Origin of the sequence: Psychrobacillus faecigallinarum (assembly GCF_014836595.1) — a bacterium.
Lineage (GTDB): Bacteria > Bacillota > Bacilli > Bacillales_A > Planococcaceae > Psychrobacillus > Psychrobacillus faecigallinarum.
Genome location: NZ_JACSQO010000002.1, coordinates 234,102 through 250,740, shown reverse-complemented (window position 1 = coordinate 250,740; position 16,639 = coordinate 234,102). Strand labels below are relative to the sequence as shown.

At 35.7% G+C, this 16,639-nt stretch carries 19 protein-coding genes and 2 tRNA genes; 3 read left to right on the top strand and 18 right to left on the bottom strand.

Annotated elements, in window-relative coordinates; all coding sequences use genetic code 11:
- The first annotated feature begins 565 nt into the window (after positions 1 to 565).
- Positions 566 to 1,096, top strand: a complete 531-nt coding sequence (locus H9650_RS05960) for a GNAT family N-acetyltransferase (RefSeq protein ID WP_144535571.1) — start codon at positions 566 to 568, stop codon at positions 1,094 to 1,096.
- Positions 1,097 to 1,801: 705 nt separating this feature from the next.
- On the opposite strand, the gene H9650_RS05955 is transcribed toward H9650_RS05960, so the two are convergent.
- The 7 genes from H9650_RS05955 to H9650_RS05925 all read right to left on the bottom strand — a co-directional run bounded on the left by H9650_RS05955 (position 1,802) and on the right by H9650_RS05925 (position 7,485).
- Positions 1,802 to 1,875 (bottom strand) — tRNA-Arg (locus tag H9650_RS05955).
- 201 nt (positions 1,876 to 2,076) lie between these two features.
- The gene (locus tag H9650_RS05950; RefSeq protein ID WP_144535569.1) at positions 2,077 to 3,225 is read right to left on the bottom strand and encodes a Ger(x)C family spore germination protein; all 1,149 of its coding nucleotides are present in this window, start codon (positions 3,223 to 3,225) and stop codon (positions 2,077 to 2,079) included.
- Positions 3,209 to 4,675, bottom strand: a complete 1,467-nt coding sequence (locus tag H9650_RS05945) for a spore germination protein (RefSeq protein ID WP_191696791.1) — start codon at positions 4,673 to 4,675, stop codon at positions 3,209 to 3,211. The genes H9650_RS05950 and H9650_RS05945 overlap by 17 nt, the downstream gene beginning before the upstream one ends.
- Positions 4,675 to 5,814, bottom strand: coding sequence for an endospore germination permease (locus H9650_RS05940; RefSeq protein WP_144535565.1), 1,140 nt, complete (start codon positions 5,812 to 5,814; stop codon positions 4,675 to 4,677). The genes H9650_RS05945 and H9650_RS05940 overlap by 1 nt, the downstream gene beginning before the upstream one ends.
- Before the next feature lie 270 nt (positions 5,815 to 6,084).
- A complete protein-coding gene (locus H9650_RS05935) occupies positions 6,085 to 6,627 on the bottom strand; it encodes a hypothetical protein (RefSeq protein WP_144535563.1) in 543 nt (180 codons plus the stop codon).
- A 153-nt stretch (positions 6,628 to 6,780) separates the two neighbouring features.
- Positions 6,781 to 7,113, bottom strand: a complete 333-nt coding sequence (locus H9650_RS05930) for an antibiotic biosynthesis monooxygenase family protein (RefSeq protein WP_144535561.1) — start codon at positions 7,111 to 7,113, stop codon at positions 6,781 to 6,783.
- Between the two features lie 39 nt (positions 7,114 to 7,152).
- Positions 7,153 to 7,485, bottom strand: coding sequence for a hypothetical protein (locus H9650_RS05925; RefSeq protein ID WP_144535559.1), 333 nt, complete (start codon positions 7,483 to 7,485; stop codon positions 7,153 to 7,155).
- 301 nt (positions 7,486 to 7,786) lie between these two features.
- Between H9650_RS05925 and H9650_RS05920 the strand changes: the two genes are divergently transcribed.
- Both H9650_RS05920 and H9650_RS05915 read left to right on the top strand, forming a co-directional pair.
- On the top strand, positions 7,787 to 7,993 hold the full coding sequence (locus H9650_RS05920; protein ID WP_144535557.1) for a helix-turn-helix transcriptional regulator: 207 nt from the start codon (positions 7,787 to 7,789) through the stop codon (positions 7,991 to 7,993).
- Positions 7,990 to 8,472, top strand: a complete 483-nt coding sequence (locus H9650_RS05915; RefSeq protein ID WP_144535555.1) for a hypothetical protein — start codon at positions 7,990 to 7,992, stop codon at positions 8,470 to 8,472. The genes H9650_RS05920 and H9650_RS05915 overlap by 4 nt, the downstream gene beginning before the upstream one ends.
- A 295-nt stretch (positions 8,473 to 8,767) precedes the next feature.
- Here H9650_RS05915 and H9650_RS05910 read toward each other — a convergent pair whose 3' ends face one another.
- The 11 genes from H9650_RS05910 to sdhA all read right to left on the bottom strand — a co-directional run bounded on the left by H9650_RS05910 (position 8,768) and on the right by sdhA (position 16,628).
- Positions 8,768 to 9,151, bottom strand: a complete 384-nt coding sequence (locus H9650_RS05910) for a VOC family protein (RefSeq protein ID WP_144535553.1) — start codon at positions 9,149 to 9,151, stop codon at positions 8,768 to 8,770.
- 410 nt (positions 9,152 to 9,561) lie between these two features.
- A tRNA-Arg gene (locus tag H9650_RS05905) sits at positions 9,562 to 9,635 on the bottom strand.
- Between the two features lie 76 nt (positions 9,636 to 9,711).
- The gene (locus H9650_RS05900) at positions 9,712 to 10,218 is read right to left on the bottom strand and encodes a metallophosphoesterase family protein (RefSeq protein WP_144535552.1); all 507 of its coding nucleotides are present in this window, start codon (positions 10,216 to 10,218) and stop codon (positions 9,712 to 9,714) included.
- Positions 10,219 to 10,232: 14 nt separating this feature from the next.
- Complete coding sequence (locus tag H9650_RS05895) at positions 10,233 to 10,826, bottom strand: XTP/dITP diphosphatase (protein WP_144535551.1); 594 nt, start codon at positions 10,824 to 10,826, stop codon at positions 10,233 to 10,235.
- Positions 10,823 to 11,584: a ribonuclease PH gene (rph, locus tag H9650_RS05890; protein ID WP_151113597.1), complete on the bottom strand. Its 762-nt coding sequence runs from the start codon at positions 11,582 to 11,584 to the stop codon at positions 10,823 to 10,825. The genes H9650_RS05895 and rph overlap by 4 nt, the downstream gene beginning before the upstream one ends.
- 65 nt (positions 11,585 to 11,649) lie before the next feature.
- Entirely contained in the window at positions 11,650 to 12,447 is a 798-nt protein-coding gene (gene racE / locus H9650_RS05885; RefSeq protein ID WP_144535547.1) for a glutamate racemase, read from the bottom strand.
- A 9-nt stretch (positions 12,448 to 12,456) separates the two neighbouring features.
- Positions 12,457 to 12,915, bottom strand: a complete 459-nt coding sequence (locus H9650_RS05880) for a MarR family winged helix-turn-helix transcriptional regulator (protein WP_144535545.1) — start codon at positions 12,913 to 12,915, stop codon at positions 12,457 to 12,459.
- Between the two features lie 77 nt (positions 12,916 to 12,992).
- On the bottom strand, positions 12,993 to 13,217 hold the full coding sequence (locus tag H9650_RS05875; RefSeq protein ID WP_225215939.1) for a helix-turn-helix domain-containing protein: 225 nt from the start codon (positions 13,215 to 13,217) through the stop codon (positions 12,993 to 12,995).
- Positions 13,218 to 13,278: 61 nt separating this feature from the next.
- Positions 13,279 to 13,731, bottom strand: a complete 453-nt coding sequence (locus H9650_RS05870; RefSeq protein ID WP_154310487.1) for an acyl-CoA thioesterase — start codon at positions 13,729 to 13,731, stop codon at positions 13,279 to 13,281.
- 357 nt (positions 13,732 to 14,088) lie between these two features.
- Positions 14,089 to 14,865, bottom strand: coding sequence for a succinate dehydrogenase iron-sulfur subunit (gene sdhB / locus H9650_RS05865; RefSeq protein WP_186318036.1), 777 nt, complete (start codon positions 14,863 to 14,865; stop codon positions 14,089 to 14,091).
- Positions 14,866 to 14,867: 2 nt separating this feature from the next.
- Complete coding sequence (gene sdhA, locus H9650_RS05860; protein ID WP_144535540.1) at positions 14,868 to 16,628, bottom strand: succinate dehydrogenase flavoprotein subunit; 1,761 nt, start codon at positions 16,626 to 16,628, stop codon at positions 14,868 to 14,870.
- Between the last annotated feature and the right edge of the window lie 11 nt (positions 16,629 to 16,639).

Below are 16,639 nucleotides of genomic sequence, written 5' to 3'. Positions count from 1 at the left end.
CATAATTATTATCTACAATTACATTGTATCTGTTGTAATATCCACTTTAAAATCTACTCTTGTAATCTCTAAACAGTTTTATGTATCCATTGTAGTCTGTAATAGTTCTTTCTCTAAATCCACTTCTTTCATTTTGCTGCGAAAAGATCTCCATTACATCTCTAAGTGTTACCTTGTTTTTTAATGGGTTGTTGCCTTACTTCCTTGTAGAAATAAGCTAATTTCTGTGCTTACTTCAAAAATACTGTTTGTCTTTGATTGTGTATAACCTGACGGCGCGTAGTACCTTAGAATACATACACTCGAAAAATATCAATAATCGGCAATTTGAACACTAATTTGCGACGCTATGTTACGAACTTTGTATCATCATTCTTTAACCCTTACCTTTTTAAGGACACCCTAAAATTCTAGGGCCTAGTGCCCGCAAAAGCTGTGATTTTCTATTTTAAAGTTCCTTTAATTGTTGACTCAATGTATAATAAAACTAAACTCGAAGGGACTGAACTATGCGCAGATGGCAATATTTTTCATCCAACTGATTAAAAAATTGGAGGTAAAAGTATTGATAAATGAACTACAAACTCAAAGATTACATTTAAGGAAAATGGAAACATCAGATTCACCTAGCTTATTTAAAATTTGGTCTGACCCAGATGTTACTAAATTCATGAACATCTCTAGCTTTACACACGAAGTTCAAGCAGAAGAAATAATTGAAATGTTTAAGGAATTGGCTCAATCTAGCAAAGCTATTCGTTTCTGTATAATTGAAAAAGAATCCAGTGAAATAATTGGCACGTGTGGTTTAAATTCGATAGACTTTGAAAATGAGAAGGCCGAAATAGGTTATGAAATTGCTAAAACCTATTGGGGCAAGGGATATGCTACAGAGGCTATTTACACGTTGATTAATTATGCTCTAGAAACATTAAAAATAAATAGAATTGAAGCCAAAATAGAACCTGCAAATGTAAATTCAATTAACGTTTTAAAAAAATTAAATTTCACATTTGAAGGAACATTAAGACAATACGAAAAATCAAAAGGAAACTTAATAGACATCAATATTTATTCACTATTAAAAACGGATTGAAGTTAAATTTTTCTTACCTATATCTCTCGAGATATAGGTTTTTTTCTCATATTGTTGTCCTATTAGGTGCCCTTATTTTCTATCCTAAGTTACTTCACAGTTTGGTTCTAATACGCCTTAACACTACAATGTTTTTAAAATTTTCATCCAATTATCAATACCTGTATAGGTGTGGATTACTACATTATTTTTATCTATCATGCAATTATGTTCTACTAAAACTTAGACTTATTCCACCAATGTTAACCTTAGATAGCTTTTAGATGTTTTAGTCGTGTGTAAGCTTTGTTTGATTGGATACCCTTATGGGATTCAACCACAATTACACTGTATCTGCTGTAATATCCTTTTTAAAATCTACTTTTGTAATCTCTAATCAGTTTTATGTATCCATTGTAGTCTGTAATTGTTCTTTCTCTAAATCCACTTAACTGCATTTGCTACTACAAGATCTCCATTACCTCTCTAAGTGTTACCTTGTTTTTTAATGGGTTGTTGCTTTACTGCGAGTTGAAATAAGCTAATTTTTGTGCTTACTTCAAAAATACTGTTTGTCTTTGTCACACTGATTCCTCCATATATTTAAGAGGGAAGAATCAGTGTAGGGACAAAAAAAGGATACTTTCACAGTGGTATAATCTGTGTTAGCATCCTTTATCTGTATCAAGCCCTGTCACATCAAAGCTTGAATTGTGTTTAACTGTACGTCCCAGGAGAGATTCGAACTCCCGACCGACGCCTTAGAAGGGCGTTGCTCTATCCAGCTGAGCTACTGAGACAATATTTTCTTTCCTTAATAAAATATTGGAAAGACAATATATATTATCTAATAATAATAGGATAAAGTCAATAGGAATTCAATTTTTTTTATAAAATAATTGGAAAGGAACTCAACTTTATCCTTACTCTATATCGCACTACCTCTAAAATATTGTAAAATTCCCTGCTGAGATTCTGCACCTAATCAAATAATCATTAATCTATTCGACAGTTTCTCTGAATGATTTTCTACCTGAGTATACCTTATTGACATCTACGGTAAGATTACTAATCGAGTTCTCTGTTAACGGTACTTTTCCATCCTTTTGGACCTTTTTCCAAGCCTCTAGATCTTTTCGATACATATATTCTGATAATCGATATATATCCACATCTATATCTAATCCTTCTAGATAAGTTTCTTCAACTTCTTTTTTTATTTGCTTCTTAACAAAAGAACGTACCTCCTTCTCTGTTATTGTACCTTCAAAACCACTTAATAAAGCGTTCATATTTAGTTTAATATCAAATTTTACTTCTTCCCCTTGTATTTTTGGCTCTACATCTATTTTCAGATTATCTATTACAATTGTAACAAATTCATCTTCCCGAGGAACTGTGATTTCACCTCTTTTTGTTTCCTTGGACATCCATTGTAGACCATTAATTTTATCCCCTGTTACAAATCCTTTAAGATCCTTTGGTGTAAGAATACCAATACCGTCAAATTTTGGCAATTTATCTTTTTCTTTATTAGAATTCCATTTGTCATCTATTTTTATATATGGTATGTTCACTTCGTGACTAGGTTCGTTTAAACGGATAACTAGTTTTCGAAAATCTATCGGTTCTATAAAAGACTCTTGCTGATAGGAGTTCATCGGATCTGCAAGCTTAAGTCTGGTCAATGCATTATTGAATAATGGATCGAGCAACAATACATCCTCTACAGAATCTTTCGTTGCATAAATCCACGTTTGGTATCTAATCTCTCGGTATCGTAAAAAAGAGTTTATGATCGTATTAGCTCGCCCTTCTTTTAATGCTTCTTCCGAAAAAACTAAATACGTCATATGTCCCCAAAAAAGCTTTAAATCCATGGATTGGTATAACTCAAAGAAAGCCTCTTCTACGGTGTTACCCTTAGCCCTGCCTACTTCCGCTTGGATAGCATCCTGAATTGGTTGATCCGTTTTAGCAATATTAATAAAATCTACAATTTGAGCATATATCTCATATTTTCCATCTTTGTAATCTATACCAACCCCATAGATATATCGTATTTTGTTTGGCTCATCCGCGTCCCAGCAGCTTGTTAATAAAGGAAGAAGGCAACAGATAATGCAAAATTGTTTAATTCTTCTTTTCATCTTCTGCTCCCCCTAATCGAGTAGAATCCTGCGGATCTAGTGAATTTGGACGGTCCTTATAATCAATAGCCGGTGGTCTAAATAAAGATTTTTTAATGGTTGCCCAGCTGAGATCTGTCGCAATATTCATATAAGACACACCGAATATTCTAATGTTTGATAAGTAAAGAAGTAAAAGATATAAGGAGACAAAAAATCCAAATAAGCCAAGAAAAGATGTAATAAGAATCATAATGATTCGTACAACACTAACGGCAGTAACAAGGGATTGATTGACTAGTGTAAAAGTAGCGATGGTAGATATAGCAATAACAACAATCATTGCCGGACTTGTCAAACCTGCCCTAATCGCAGCGTCCCCAACTATTATACCTCCAACTACGCTAATGGTTCCCCCTATTACACTTGGTAATCGTAGTCCCGCTTCTCTAAAAAGCTCAAACATGATTAACATTATAAGCATCTCTAGAGCAGAAGGGAGCGGAAGGCCTGTATTATTTTGGACTACTGTTGCCAGTAATTGAAAAGGCATTTGATCCTGGTGGAAAGTAGTTAACGCTAACCAAAAAGCTGGCAAGGCTACACCTACCATAAGACCTACTATTCTCAATAGCCTTTCTGCAGTACTAAAAGCAACTGGATATTCTATATCCTCGCCAGCCTTTAAAAGCAAAAATAAATTCACCGGAGTAATAACAACATAGGAAACTCCATCTACTAATATAAGAAACCTTCCCCTTACTAACGCTTGCATTGCAAAATCTGGCCTTCCTGTATAATCATTTTTCGGAAATACAAGTGATCTCTTGTTCACTCTTTCCATTAATAACTCTCCACCAAAGAGAATATCTACATCAATTTCATTTAACTGCTTTAAAATATCCTGAAGTATTTCCTTGCTGGCAATGTCTTCCATATAGAGTATGGCGACAGTTGTCTTAGACCTTCTGCCTATTTCCATTTTTTCTACGCTTAAGGAATTTGTTGGTAGTCTTTTTCTTATTAAAGCAATATTAACCGAAATATCCTCTATAAAGTTATCTCTTGGTCCCTTAATAAGTACTTCCATTCTAGACTCTTCTGGATTTCGGTTGGGCTTCTTTGATATATTACTTGAAAATGTAAGATTTTCATCTTCAAAAAATAGTATTAAATAACCATTAAACAGCTTTGTAATAACCTCTTCCTTCGTGTTTAGTATTTTTAGTTCAGGAATATGAAGTTTCTCTAATATTGTTTTCTCAAGCGGTGTTTGCTCTACCTGTGCACATGTCTCTTGAACTCTTGGGACAATGACTTCATTCAAAAGCTGAAGATTTACCATAGAGTCACAAGTGATAAAATGAACTTTATATTGTCCATAAGTATACAATTGAAAATCTACATCTGCATTCTTTTTAAATAGATTTTTGTATGTTTGAAGATCCAGTGCTTCCTCTGTCGGCTTCACTATGCTTCACTCACTTCCCTACGTTTTTTCTTTTTCTTTTTCTTTTTCTTTTTCTTCTTCTTTTTCTTTTTGTTTTTATTAAATAAAGCTACGATAAACAAGAAAATGGATACTATAAAAAAGAATATGAAAGTTATTATCAGAAAGTAATTACCTTTAAAGTTAAGAAATAAATTGTCACTTATTATGGTTAAAACTAGGCATATTGCGATGAACACTGGAGTAATGATAAACCATACATGCTTAACTTTTTTTATATTAAGCAGCTCAATAGCAATGAATAGGAGAAGTCCCACTCGAATAAATGCTCCTGTCAACCATTGATAAATTGAAAAAAAGTCTAAATGCTCGATAAACTGACCGATTGACACTAAACCCCATTCTTCATAGGCTGGATAGATTTGCTTACCTGCCTCTGTTGGTCCAAACTCTGTAATAGCGCCAAGTAATGGTCCCAAAGTTAGACCCATTAACAAAAACAATATTATGGCAAAATGATACCATTTCATCTTTTCCTTCATATGCTGCTGTAAAAATAGAAGCAGTACCAATTCTACAAATCCGGCCGCAGGATAAACAGTCGCTTTAATCACGGGCTCCCATCCATGTTCCAAAAATGGCCTTAATAATGAATAATCTTTCACTTGAATATTGACGAATGCTACAAAAAAACCTAATACTAATACACCAAATAAAACAATAACATTTAGGATTGCTATAGTTTGAATGTTAGTAGTAGCTAATAGGATGCACAAAACAATATAAATTATTAATAAAACAAGAATTGACGTGGTAGGTAAAAATGTTGTTTTCATCCATTGAATAGCTTCTCGCATCGTTACTGCAGCCAATACGATTAAGAAAATACTTACAACATATCGAAATAGAGTACTCATTTTGGGACCTATCGCTTCTTTTAACCATTGGGTTAACTTTTGCTGACCTATTTGTTTATGAACATAATAAAGTAGAAAAATCCACCCAAATATAATAATCGTTGCTAAAATGACGGACATCCATCCATCTCTACCTCCAATTTTTAAAATGGGAGGTAAAATTGTCACATGATTTTTTAGTCCAATCATGGTCATTGACAAGGCAACAATATGTATAATACTAATCGGTCCGACTCTTTTCATTTTCATACCTTCTAACGTTTTATAATACTTACCAGTTTTGACAACTTTCGAAGTGTTTATAAGGATGAAATGTAAATTTACAAATTAAATTTTTTATAGCAAACTGACTTAAATAATGTTCAATTTAACTCCTCACATATTCACTTTGCTATTGATTTCATGCTTGATGGAAATGAACGCCAGCTTTGCTTAATGTTTTAACTAAAAAAAGAACGTACTCGGAATAGAATCCCGAATACGCCCTTCAATTTAAAAACCAAACTAAGTTCTTTACCTATTTTCGTTGTAAAAACGACGGAAGATATTTTCAAAGTCCTCTTTAATAAATGTTTCTTCACTATAGTCCATAGACTTATAAGTCAGGGGAGAGTCTTTTTTATACTCTGTTATTATTATTGTTTTTCTTGGCCCATCATTGTAATCATGATAGGTTTTAGGTAAATCAAGTGTGACCGGCTCCATAAAAGGAATATGTCCCTTAGCAGACTTCATGAATAGGACTGTCAATTCCTTTTCATAAAAAGCATCAATATATTCTTTTTCTGATACACTCTCTAGATAATCCTCACCAATTACAAGTAATTGAAATGTTTCCTTTATAATATCATTCGTCAATATTTCTTCTACACTGATAGAAGTGTAGGTGACATTATCGTATTCAGGAAGTGACACTTCACCCACCACTCCAATATCAATTGGTTCAGCAGAAATTAAATTCCCTTGTGAGCAACCTACAAGCAATATTAAAATAGAAATAATAATAGCATAAAATAAACCCCTCATTTTTTTAGGGATTTTAAAAATATCTCCCATTCTCCCACTCCCTTTATTGGTTTATATTGTAAATTAAATTATATATTATCATGTACTAAATTTTTTGTATTTCTTTACGTTGTCTATTTCATAATATAATCCAAACATAAAGAGCAAGTTGATTTTAGTCAACTTGCTCGTGTACATTCTATTTTATTCAACTATTGAATAATTACCATGCTCAGTAGAGATCACATACTCAGGCTTAGGTGGTTTTCCACCATGCTCTTTAATTTTATTTTTGTGTCCTGCAATATGCTCAGGGCTCTTCTCCCATGCCTTCCATGCTTCTTCAGATTCCCAGCGTATAATCATCACTACTTCTTCCTCACCGCGACGAACATTTTTCACTAACAGCTCACGGCTGATAAAACCTTCACGTTGCTCTATTAAAGAAGGTCCTTGATCTGGTTTTTTCTTGAAACGCTCCAGCACCTTATCTGAATTTCCTTCTGTCACTGTCCACTTGCGAATTTGTACGAACATTGTCATCCCTCCATGATATATTACTATTAAATTTGAAAGTTATTGTTTTGTTTCTAAATCCTGCGATTCTATACCAGACTCAGACGCCTGACTTTCTTCAACTTCTACTAATTCAAATAACTGTGCAAACTCATCCATTAACATCTCAACCGCTTTCAACTCACCCACTAAAACTGGATTAATTGATTGCAATTCAGGTGTTTCTAACTGTTTCTTCAAAGAAGTAGATTTGGTATTCATCATTTCATAAAAGGCAAGAGCTCTACCTCGTCGAAACGTTTTGGCACCTCTTCTTAAATCATGCTTACCGTCCTGTTCATTTCCTTCTTCGCAACGGCCACCACGTCTACCTCTATGGGATTCATTTTTCATTTAAGAACCTCCAATCGTATACATTTGTATACTAACGTTATTGTATACAAATGTATACGATAAGTCAATTAATTAAAAAAACTCTCCTGTTTCCTAATTTCACCACTACTCATCCTTTTTAATATTCTCAACTGATTTATTTATCACTCATTCCCTAAATATATAGTTCATTACTAATTATCAGAAATGATGTGGTCGAAAACCTTGGCAATTAAATTGAAATCCATTTCAAGGTAAGAAATACTTTACTTTATGTCCGGTATACTTTACATTTAATGAAATGAATCGCGGGAGGGAAAAAATGGAGGTCAAGAATCGATTAAAAGAACTGAGGGCTAGATCCAACCTTACGCAAAAGGACTTGTCGGAAAAAGTAGGTGTAACACGTCAAACCATTGTCTCACTGGAAAAAGGGACCTATGTCCCTTCGCTGTTATTGGCAATGAATATATCTGAAGTATTTCAGGAGCCGATTGAGAAAATCTTTTATAAGGGGGATGGCAAGTGAAGATTGTTTTATTTGAAAGTATCAGCAAGATCATTGTTATAAGCGTATTTGCATATGCAGTGGCATTTGCGTTTGAAAACATCTGGTTAATGGACGAATTTGAACGGGGTTTGGCAAACGGTGAAATACTTTTAGTTAACGTGAAATTTAGTTTATGGCCATTTATAATCAGCATCTTGTTAATGTTGCTTCACTCCATTCTGTCTGTAAAATTAAAACCAAGAAAACGGGCTGACATCCTTTTGAAATTCGGAGAGTTTCAAGAAGCTGATGAACGGGAGTTGATCATCACCAATAAAGCAACCAAGGCTTCTCATGTTACTTTTACACTGACTGTAATGTCGGCAATGGTAATTATGATACTTTTCACAAGTCACATTTATCTTCATCCTGCATTTCCTATATATTTATTTGCAGGAACAATAGTGGCTTCCAGCATTGCTTATGCTATTACATGGTGTATAGAATATTATAAGTAAAAAAATTGCACTGAGGGTAAACTCAGTGCAATTTTACCATTATATTCCATAATAAAAAACATTATAGTATTGGAAATCCTCTTCTACAATTTCTTTTACAAATGAAAAGAAAATTTCGCCAAAAACTGCCTCGTTAGTTTAAATAGTAAACCACCATGAAATCTACATTGTTTTACTTAAATATCCATATTAAGTGAATTTATTTAATCAGATGTAGTGGTGGTGTCAACATGCAATTTTACTATAAATAAACCTTTACATTTAAAATAACCTTAACCAAAGCACTCGCTCGTATTTAACTGATACAAGTACATACCATTATGATATTGCCATCAGGATCTTTAAAGGAAAACTCTTCTAAATCAGGATGAATAATAATTTCAGTTACTATCTCCGCACCCATTTTAGTGACATGGGCAAACGCTGCGTTAATGTCAGAAGCACTAAGATTAAAGAGTGGCTGATTTGATGGGATAAATTTATAATTTTCTTCAAAAATATGGTTATCAAGGGTTATTCCAGGGCGTCTGTCACCCATATTTAAAGTATATACAGGTCCTATATGATTCCCTTCTCTTACTTGCAACCCAAGTAATTCACTGTACCATTTTATTGAACGTTCTAAATCCGACACATGAACAAAAATTGTATCAATCCTATTTTCAATTGGTTTAAACAAGTGAGCACCTCCAAAGATATGATATCAAATAATTCTATATAACTATTAAACAATCCTGCTAGTAAATTTGATATTCAATACCTGAATGCTATGCTTTTTGCTTACATTGTTATGAGAAGTGATTGTACAATTTGTATCCGAAAAGGCTGGTCATAAAGATGTAGAAACGCATTTAATTATTATTTTCTAGTGTTAAAAGAAATGACTAAAAAGGAGGAAAAAATCTTTAGATACTCCCCTTCTAATACAGACGGAGGCTATAGAATATGTTACAAATATGTAGTATTGGTATTCAAAATATAATAAAATCCTCTAATGTTAAATATATAGAAAAAACGCTTTAAAATGTTGGTAAAACAACATTTTAAAGCGTTTGATCATTTTTAAAACCTATTCAATTACATTAATTACGTCCCAGGAGAGATTCGAACTCCCGACCGACGCCTTAGAAGGGCGTTGCTCTATCCAGCTGAGCTACTGAGACCAAGTACTCCCCCACCACACAGATAGGAAAGACAAGATTTATTATATAATCATAACAAAAAAATGTCAACGGTATTTCAAGAAGTTTTTAAATTAACATTTTCAATCAGTTTATGTTCCGAAGAAAAGAATAGAACTTGCCAAAGGTTTTCTTTCTTTTCTACGATAGCATAACTTTTTTCTTTGCGTCCCCTTGGCTTATGTAGGCTTCCAGGATTGACGAACAGGATACCGTTTTGTAACTCTGCACCTAGCATATGAGAATGGCCAAAACAGACTACAGTAGCGCCCACTTCCTGCGCTCTGTAACTCAGTGGCAATATTGTAGATTTTACTTGGTGACGATGTCCATGTACCACCAAAATCTTTTCATTGTCCAAAGTAATGAGTTCCTCTTCGGGAAAGCTAGAATCGTAATCACAATTACCTCCAACAATGAAAATGGATTTCCCCTCAAAGTAAGAGGCATCTAATTCACTGTCTCCACAATGAATTATGGCTTGTACTTCATCTTGATGGACTTGAATTACCTCTTCCATCGTTACAGTATCCTTATGTGTATCACTCATAATTAATATTTTCAAGAAAATTCACCACCTTATAATAAAGCGGTTAATTTGGATTGTAATTGCTTGATAGCATTTCCTCGGTGAGAAATTGCTCCTTTTTCTTCAGCTGAAAGCTCAGCCATCATTTTATTCTCGGATGGAACAAAGAATACAGGGTCATATCCGAAACCGTTGTTTCCTTTTCTCTCTTGAGCAATGGCACCTTCGCATGTTCCTCTAACAGTAAAAGGTTCCATAGTTGGTGATGCTACAGCAATCACGCAAACGAAGCGGGCTGTTCTTTCGGATTCTTTTGTGTCTCTAAGCTCTTCTAGCAGTTTTGTAATGTTTGCCTCGTCGCTCTTCTCTTCCCCAGCATAACGAGCAGAATAGATGCCTGGACGCCCATCCAGTGCGTCTACCTCCAGCCCACTGTCATCTGCAATGACGATTGACTGTAAATGTTCAGCCAAGGCAGTAGCTTTTAAAAGTGCATTTTCTTCAAATGTAGTTCCTGTTTCTTCTACATCCATGTCCTCTGCAACGTCATGTAAAGTCAGAACCTCATACCCTAATGGGTTGAATAATGCTTCAAAATCCTTTGCTTTTCCTTTATTTTTTGTTGCAATAATAATTTTTTTCATTCGGTTATCAATCCTTTCTCTCCAATTTTAGATGCAAGGTCTCCTAATGCAGATCGTTGGATATCCATTAATTGTTGAATACCTATTTCTCCAAATTCAAGAAGCTCTAATAGTTCTTTTTTCGAGAAGGTTGCTTCTTCTCCGGTACCTTGTAATTCCACGTACTCACCGCCGCTAGTTTGAACAATATTCATATCAACAGATGCTGAAGAGTCTTCCACATAATTCAAATCAAGAACGACACCAATTTCATCGACGATTCCTACACTTGTTGCAGCTAAGAATTCTACTACCGGGAACTTAGCCAGCTGCTTTTGTTCATAGAGTTTTCCTAATGCAATCGTTAAAGCAACGAATGCTCCAGTTATACTTGCAGTTCTAGTTCCACCATCCGCTTGAATTACATCACAATCTACCCAAATTGTTTTTTCGCCTATTACTTCAAGGTCCACTACAGAGCGCAATGCTCGTCCAATTAGACGCTGTATCTCCATTGTACGACCTGTAACCTTCCCCTTGGATGATTCACGCTGAGTGCGTGATTCTGTTGCACGTGGCAGCATAGAATATTCTGCAGTGATCCAGCCCTTGCCTTGTCCTCTTAAAAAAGGTGGTACTCGATCTTCTATTGTTGCATTACAAATTACCTTTGTATTACCAACCGTTATCAATACTGAGCCCTCTGGATGCATTAAATAATTTGTTTCAATCGTTACATTTCTAAGCTGTTTTGGTTCTCTTCCATCAAATCTAATCATATTTTTCTCCTTTTTCTCACCTGAGCAAAAGAAAACCCCGCTATTTGAGGATTCTCCTAACAGGGTCAATTAAATGAAATTGTTCTAACATCTGCGTTCGACATTTCTAACCACTTTTCTACAATTGTTTTAAAGATAGGAACAGATCCGGTTGTATAGAAAATCGGCTCCTTCGCTTCTTTAATAGGGTTCTGTAAATGATGATACTCTAAGTACTCCAGTACATCCTGGGCAGTTTCTTCGGCTGAGGAGAGAACATGCACGTTCTTTCCAACAACACTCTCGATATGTTTTTGTAGTAAGGGATAGTGTGTGCAACCTAGGATTACTGTATCAAAATGCTCTGATTTTAAGGGCTCTAAAGCCTCTATAACCATTTTGTGAGCAAAATCTCCCTCATATTCATTACTTTCTACAATTGGCACAAAAGTAGGGCAAGCAAGGGGAATTACCTTACTTGATGTATTTAAGGCAGCAATCGCCTCTTCATACGCCCCACTTTTAATAGTACCGCTTGTACCTAAGACTACGATTTCGTTTTTTTTAGTTGCCTTAATAGCTGCTCTTGCACCTGGGAAAATAACGCCAATTACAGGAAATGGCATTTTTTTACTTAGCGAATTAAGAGCCACTGCTGTCGCAGTATTACATGCTATCACGAGCATTTTTATATTCATTTTAGACAAGGCAATTGCCATTTGCCATGTGAATTTACGAACTTCACTGCCAGTTCTAGGTCCATAAGGACATCTAGCTGTATCACCTATATAAATAATTTCTTCGTTGGGAAGTAGTCGCATAATTTCTTTTGCAACTGTCAAACCTCCCACACCAGAGTCTATCACACCGATTGGGGCTTTCACGTCAATTCCTCAGTTCTTTTTCATCTCTTGATGTAATTTTGCTAATAAAGTTGATAATGCTGTTGCTTCGTCTTGATCAAATTGTTTTAGCACGTCTTTTAAATACTGCTGTCGTTTGTCAATTACTTCTTCGATGATTCGTTCGCCTTCTTTTAATAAATGTATCCGTACGACACGACGATCTTGCTCGTCTCTTACTCGCTGGACCAATTCGCTCTTCTCCATACGGTCAATTAAATCCGTTGTGGTACTAAAAGCTAAATACATTTTATTAGATAAATCCCCGATTGTCATGTCTCCAATTTCAAAAAGCCATTGAAGTGCCACAAATTGGGGAGGCGTTATCGTATAAGAATTAAGGATTTGTCGCCCTCTCTGTTTGATAATCCCTGATATATGCCGAAGCTCTTTTTCTAAAAAAGCAACATCTTCGTGATTTAACTCAACTTGATTTTTTTCTTCTGCCATTAATAACTTCACTCCTCAAAACAATCCGTCCTACTTATTATTGTGACTTGTTCTGAGGAAAATGGCAAGGATTCAAATCAATTCAATGATAATTCTCCAAGTCTTAATAGTTCAACAATTGCTTGTGATCTACCTGATACACCTAATTTTTGTATCGTATTAGATATATGGTTGCGAACTGTTTTTTCACTAATAGACAGCTGAATTGAAATGTCTTTTGTAGAATTATCTTCTACTAATAACTGAAATATTTGACGCTCTCTGCTCGTCAATATTGATCGTTGCTGATTACCATCGTACAATGCCATAGCCCCCTATCCACTCTCCTACTAACGTATGTAGCAAGGGGATGGTAGGTGACGGCTAGCTGATACTCTTTTGAAAAACTTCTCTTTCCTCTTCCGTCCATTTTGCAGCTTTTCCAGTTCTTTTATCAATTTGGACGATAGAGCCTCTACCTGTGAATACGATTTCCCCTTTTACATTCTTTGCCATGTAATGGATATCAACTGATGATCCCCCAACGGAATTAGCTTTTACATAGATCCGAAGCTTCTCATCAAAAAAGACTTGCTTCTGGTAATCGCATTGTAAATCGGCTACAACTGGGATCTTATCGCCTTTAGGATTTAGCCAGTCATTCATAAGCATTATATTTTTGAAGTATTCAATACGCGCGTATTCGAAGTATGCAAAGGTAACCGTGTTATTTAAATGTCCGTACATATCCGTTTCTGAAAAACGTACACTCACCTCTGAGTAAAATGAAAATTCCTTTTCCCATGCTTCTAAGTTTTCTATGTATGCTGCTCTCATCTTATAATCCCCTTTATAAAATAGTTAGCCTATATCCATTAAATGAATAGCCATTCATTTAATTATATCAGAAAATTAAAAATCTAACTAATGCTTAGAAGTAAAATTTTAAAATGTTACAGCTATTTAGCGACTCCAATCATAAATAGTTCTATCCGGTTATAAAATTTCGCGAACGGTCATAAATTTTTCTATCCGGTCATAAACCTACGTTGAACGGTCATAAACTTTTCTATCCGGTCATAAACCTACGCCGAACGGTCATAAACAACTCTCCGCTCATTACTCACGGTAATCTAAGATTTTCCCCATAAGAAAAAGCCTAGAATCTTAAATTCTAGGCTTTTTCTATCTATATTAGTCAACCATATTGTCGCTTCCGAAGAAGTTTTTGAACATTTGAACTGTAGTATCACGGTTCAATGCAGCAATAGAAGTTGTAAGTGGAATACCTTTTGGACAAGCAACAACACAGTTTTGTGCGTTACCACAGTTTGCAAGGCCTCCGTCTCCCATAATTGCATTCAAACGCTCGTCCTTATTCATAGCTCCAGTTGGATGAGCATTGAACAAACGAACTTGTGATAGTGGTGCTGGCCCGATAAATGAAGCATTATCATTTACGTTTGGACAAGCCTCTAAACATACACCACAAGTCATACACTTAGATAATTCGTAAGCCCATTGACGTTTACGTTCAGGCATACGTGGACCCTCTCCAAGGTCATAAGAACCATCAATTGGAACCCATGCTTTTACTTTTTTCAAAGCATCGAACATGCGGCTTCTATCTACTTGAAGGTCACGTACAACAGGGAAAGTACTCATAGGTGCTAATTTGATCGGTTGAGTCAATTGGTCAATAAGTGTTGAACAAGATTGACGTGGACGACCGTTAATAACCATAGAACATGCTCCACAAACTTCCTCTAAGCAGTTCATGTCCCAAGTTACTGGAGTAGTAGCTTTACCATCTGTGTTCACTGGTCTTTGACGAATTTCCATTAAAGCGGAAATTACGTTCATATTTGGACGCCAATTAACTTCGAATTTTTCCCAGTAGGGATCAGATTCAGGAGTATCTTGACGGTATACTTCTATTTGAACTTTTTTGGTTTCAGTTGCCGTCACCATAATTAGTTTGCTCCTTTCGTTGATGAGTAATCACGTTTACGAGGAGCAACAAGTGATACATCAATTTCTTCATAATGAATGATTGGAGCCCCTGTAGCTGGATCAAACTTAGCCATAGTAGTTTTCATGAATTCTTCGTCATTACGTTCTGGGAAATCAGGTTTGTAATGTGCTCCACGGCTTTCATTACGTTGAAGTGCTCCTAACGTGATAACACGTGCTAAGTATAACATATTTTTCAATTGACGCGTAAATGAGGCACCTTGGTTAGACCAACGTTGCGTATCATCCATGTTAATATTTTCGTATCTTTCCATTAACTCTTGGATTTTCTTATCAGTTTCTTCTAGCTTGTCATTATAACGTACTACTGTTACGTTATCGGTCATCCACTCGCCTAGTTCTTTATGAATTAGGTAAGCGTTTTCTGTACCTTTCATAGCTAGTGTTTGATCCCACTTCTCTTGCTCAAGTTTTACTTCATTTTCATAAATTGAAGCATCCAAGTCTTCTGCATGAGTTGCAAGGCCTTTCATGTATTTAACTGCATTAGGGCCAGCTACGCTTCCACCAAATACAGCAGAAAGTAATGAGTTAGCTCCTAAACGGTTAGCTCCATGTTGAGAATAGTCACATTCACCAGCAGCGAATAGACCAGGAATGTTAGTCATTTGATCGTAATCTACCCATAATCCACCCATTGAATAGTGAACTGCTGGGAAAATTTTCATAGGAACTTTACGAGGATCGTCCCCAGTAAATTTCTCATAGATTTCAATAATTCCACCAAGTTTAACGTCTAATTCATGTGGGTCCTTATGTGAAAGATCTAGATAAACCATGTTTTCACCATTAATACCTAATTTTTGGTTTACACAAACATCAAAGATTTCACGAGTCGCAATATCACGTGGTACTAGGTTACCATATGCAGGATATTTCTCTTCTAGGAAGTACCATGGTTTGCCGTCTTTGTATGTCCAAATACGTCCACCCTCACCACGAGCTGATTCTGACATCAGACGTAGTTTATCATCTCCAGGGATTGCAGTTGGGTGAATTTGAATGAATTCCCCGTTTGCATAGTAAGCTCCTTGTTGATATACGATACTTGCTGCAGAGCCTGTATTAATAATAGAGTTAGTTGTTTTGCCGAAGATGATCCCAGGTCCACCTGTTGCCATGATTACTGCATCTCCACGGAAAGCACGGATTTCAGATGAGTTAAGGTTTTGCGCTTTAATACCGCGACAAGTACCTTCATGGTCTTTTATAATACCCAGGAATTCCCATCCTTCGTACTTCGTTACTAATCCTTCTACTTCATAACGACGAACTTGCTCATCAAGCGCATAAAGTAATTGTTGACCAGTTGTTGCACCAGCAAATGCTGTACGGTGCATTAAAGTTCCTCCAAAACGACGGAAGTCCAATAAGCCCTCTGGAGTACGGTTGAACATAACACCCATACGGTCAAATAAATGGATGATTCCTGGAGCGGCATCAGCCATTGCCTTAACTGGGGGTTGGTTTGCTAAAAAGTCTCCACCATATACAGTATCATCTAAATGCACTGCAGGTGAATCACCTTCACCTTTTGTATTTACAGCTCCGTTAATACCGCCTTGAGCACAAACAGAGTGTGAGCGTTTAACAGGAACTAATGAGAATAGATCTACTTGTGTGCCTTCTTCAGCAGCTTTCATTGTTGCCATTAAGCCAGCTAATCCACCGCCGACAACAATAAGTTTACTTTTTGCCATGCTATTTCACT

What these genes read in the sequence shown, in the direction of transcription:
- H9650_RS05880 (WP_144535545.1), bottom strand. Translation starts at nt 12,915, where the DNA reads ATGGCAGAAGAAAAAAATCAAGTTGAGTTAAATCACGAAGATGTTGCT.
- H9650_RS05920 (WP_144535557.1), top strand. Translation starts at nt 7,787, where the DNA reads ATGGAGGTCAAGAATCGATTAAAAGAACTGAGGGCTAGATCCAACCTT.
- rph (WP_151113597.1), bottom strand. Translation starts at nt 11,584, where the DNA reads ATGATTAGATTTGATGGAAGAGAACCAAAACAGCTTAGAAATGTAACG.
- sdhA (WP_144535540.1), bottom strand. Translation starts at nt 16,628, where the DNA reads ATGGCAAAAAGTAAACTTATTGTTGTCGGCGGTGGATTAGCTGGCTTA.
- H9650_RS05950 (WP_144535569.1), bottom strand. Translation starts at nt 3,225, where the DNA reads ATGAAAAGAAGAATTAAACAATTTTGCATTATCTGTTGCCTTCTTCCT.
- sdhB (WP_186318036.1), bottom strand. Translation starts at nt 14,865, where the DNA reads ATGGTGACGGCAACTGAAACCAAAAAAGTTCAAATAGAAGTATACCGT.
- H9650_RS05930 (WP_144535561.1), bottom strand. Translation starts at nt 7,113, where the DNA reads ATGTTCGTACAAATTCGCAAGTGGACAGTGACAGAAGGAAATTCAGAT.
- H9650_RS05935 (WP_144535563.1), bottom strand. Translation starts at nt 6,627, where the DNA reads ATGGGAGATATTTTTAAAATCCCTAAAAAAATGAGGGGTTTATTTTAT.
- H9650_RS05940 (WP_144535565.1), bottom strand. Translation starts at nt 5,814, where the DNA reads ATGAAAAGAGTCGGACCGATTAGTATTATACATATTGTTGCCTTGTCA.
- H9650_RS05925 (WP_144535559.1), bottom strand. Translation starts at nt 7,485, where the DNA reads ATGAAAAATGAATCCCATAGAGGTAGACGTGGTGGCCGTTGCGAAGAA.
- H9650_RS05895 (WP_144535551.1), bottom strand. Translation starts at nt 10,826, where the DNA reads ATGAAAAAAATTATTATTGCAACAAAAAATAAAGGAAAAGCAAAGGAT.
- H9650_RS05870 (WP_154310487.1), bottom strand. Translation starts at nt 13,731, where the DNA reads ATGAGAGCAGCATACATAGAAAACTTAGAAGCATGGGAAAAGGAATTT.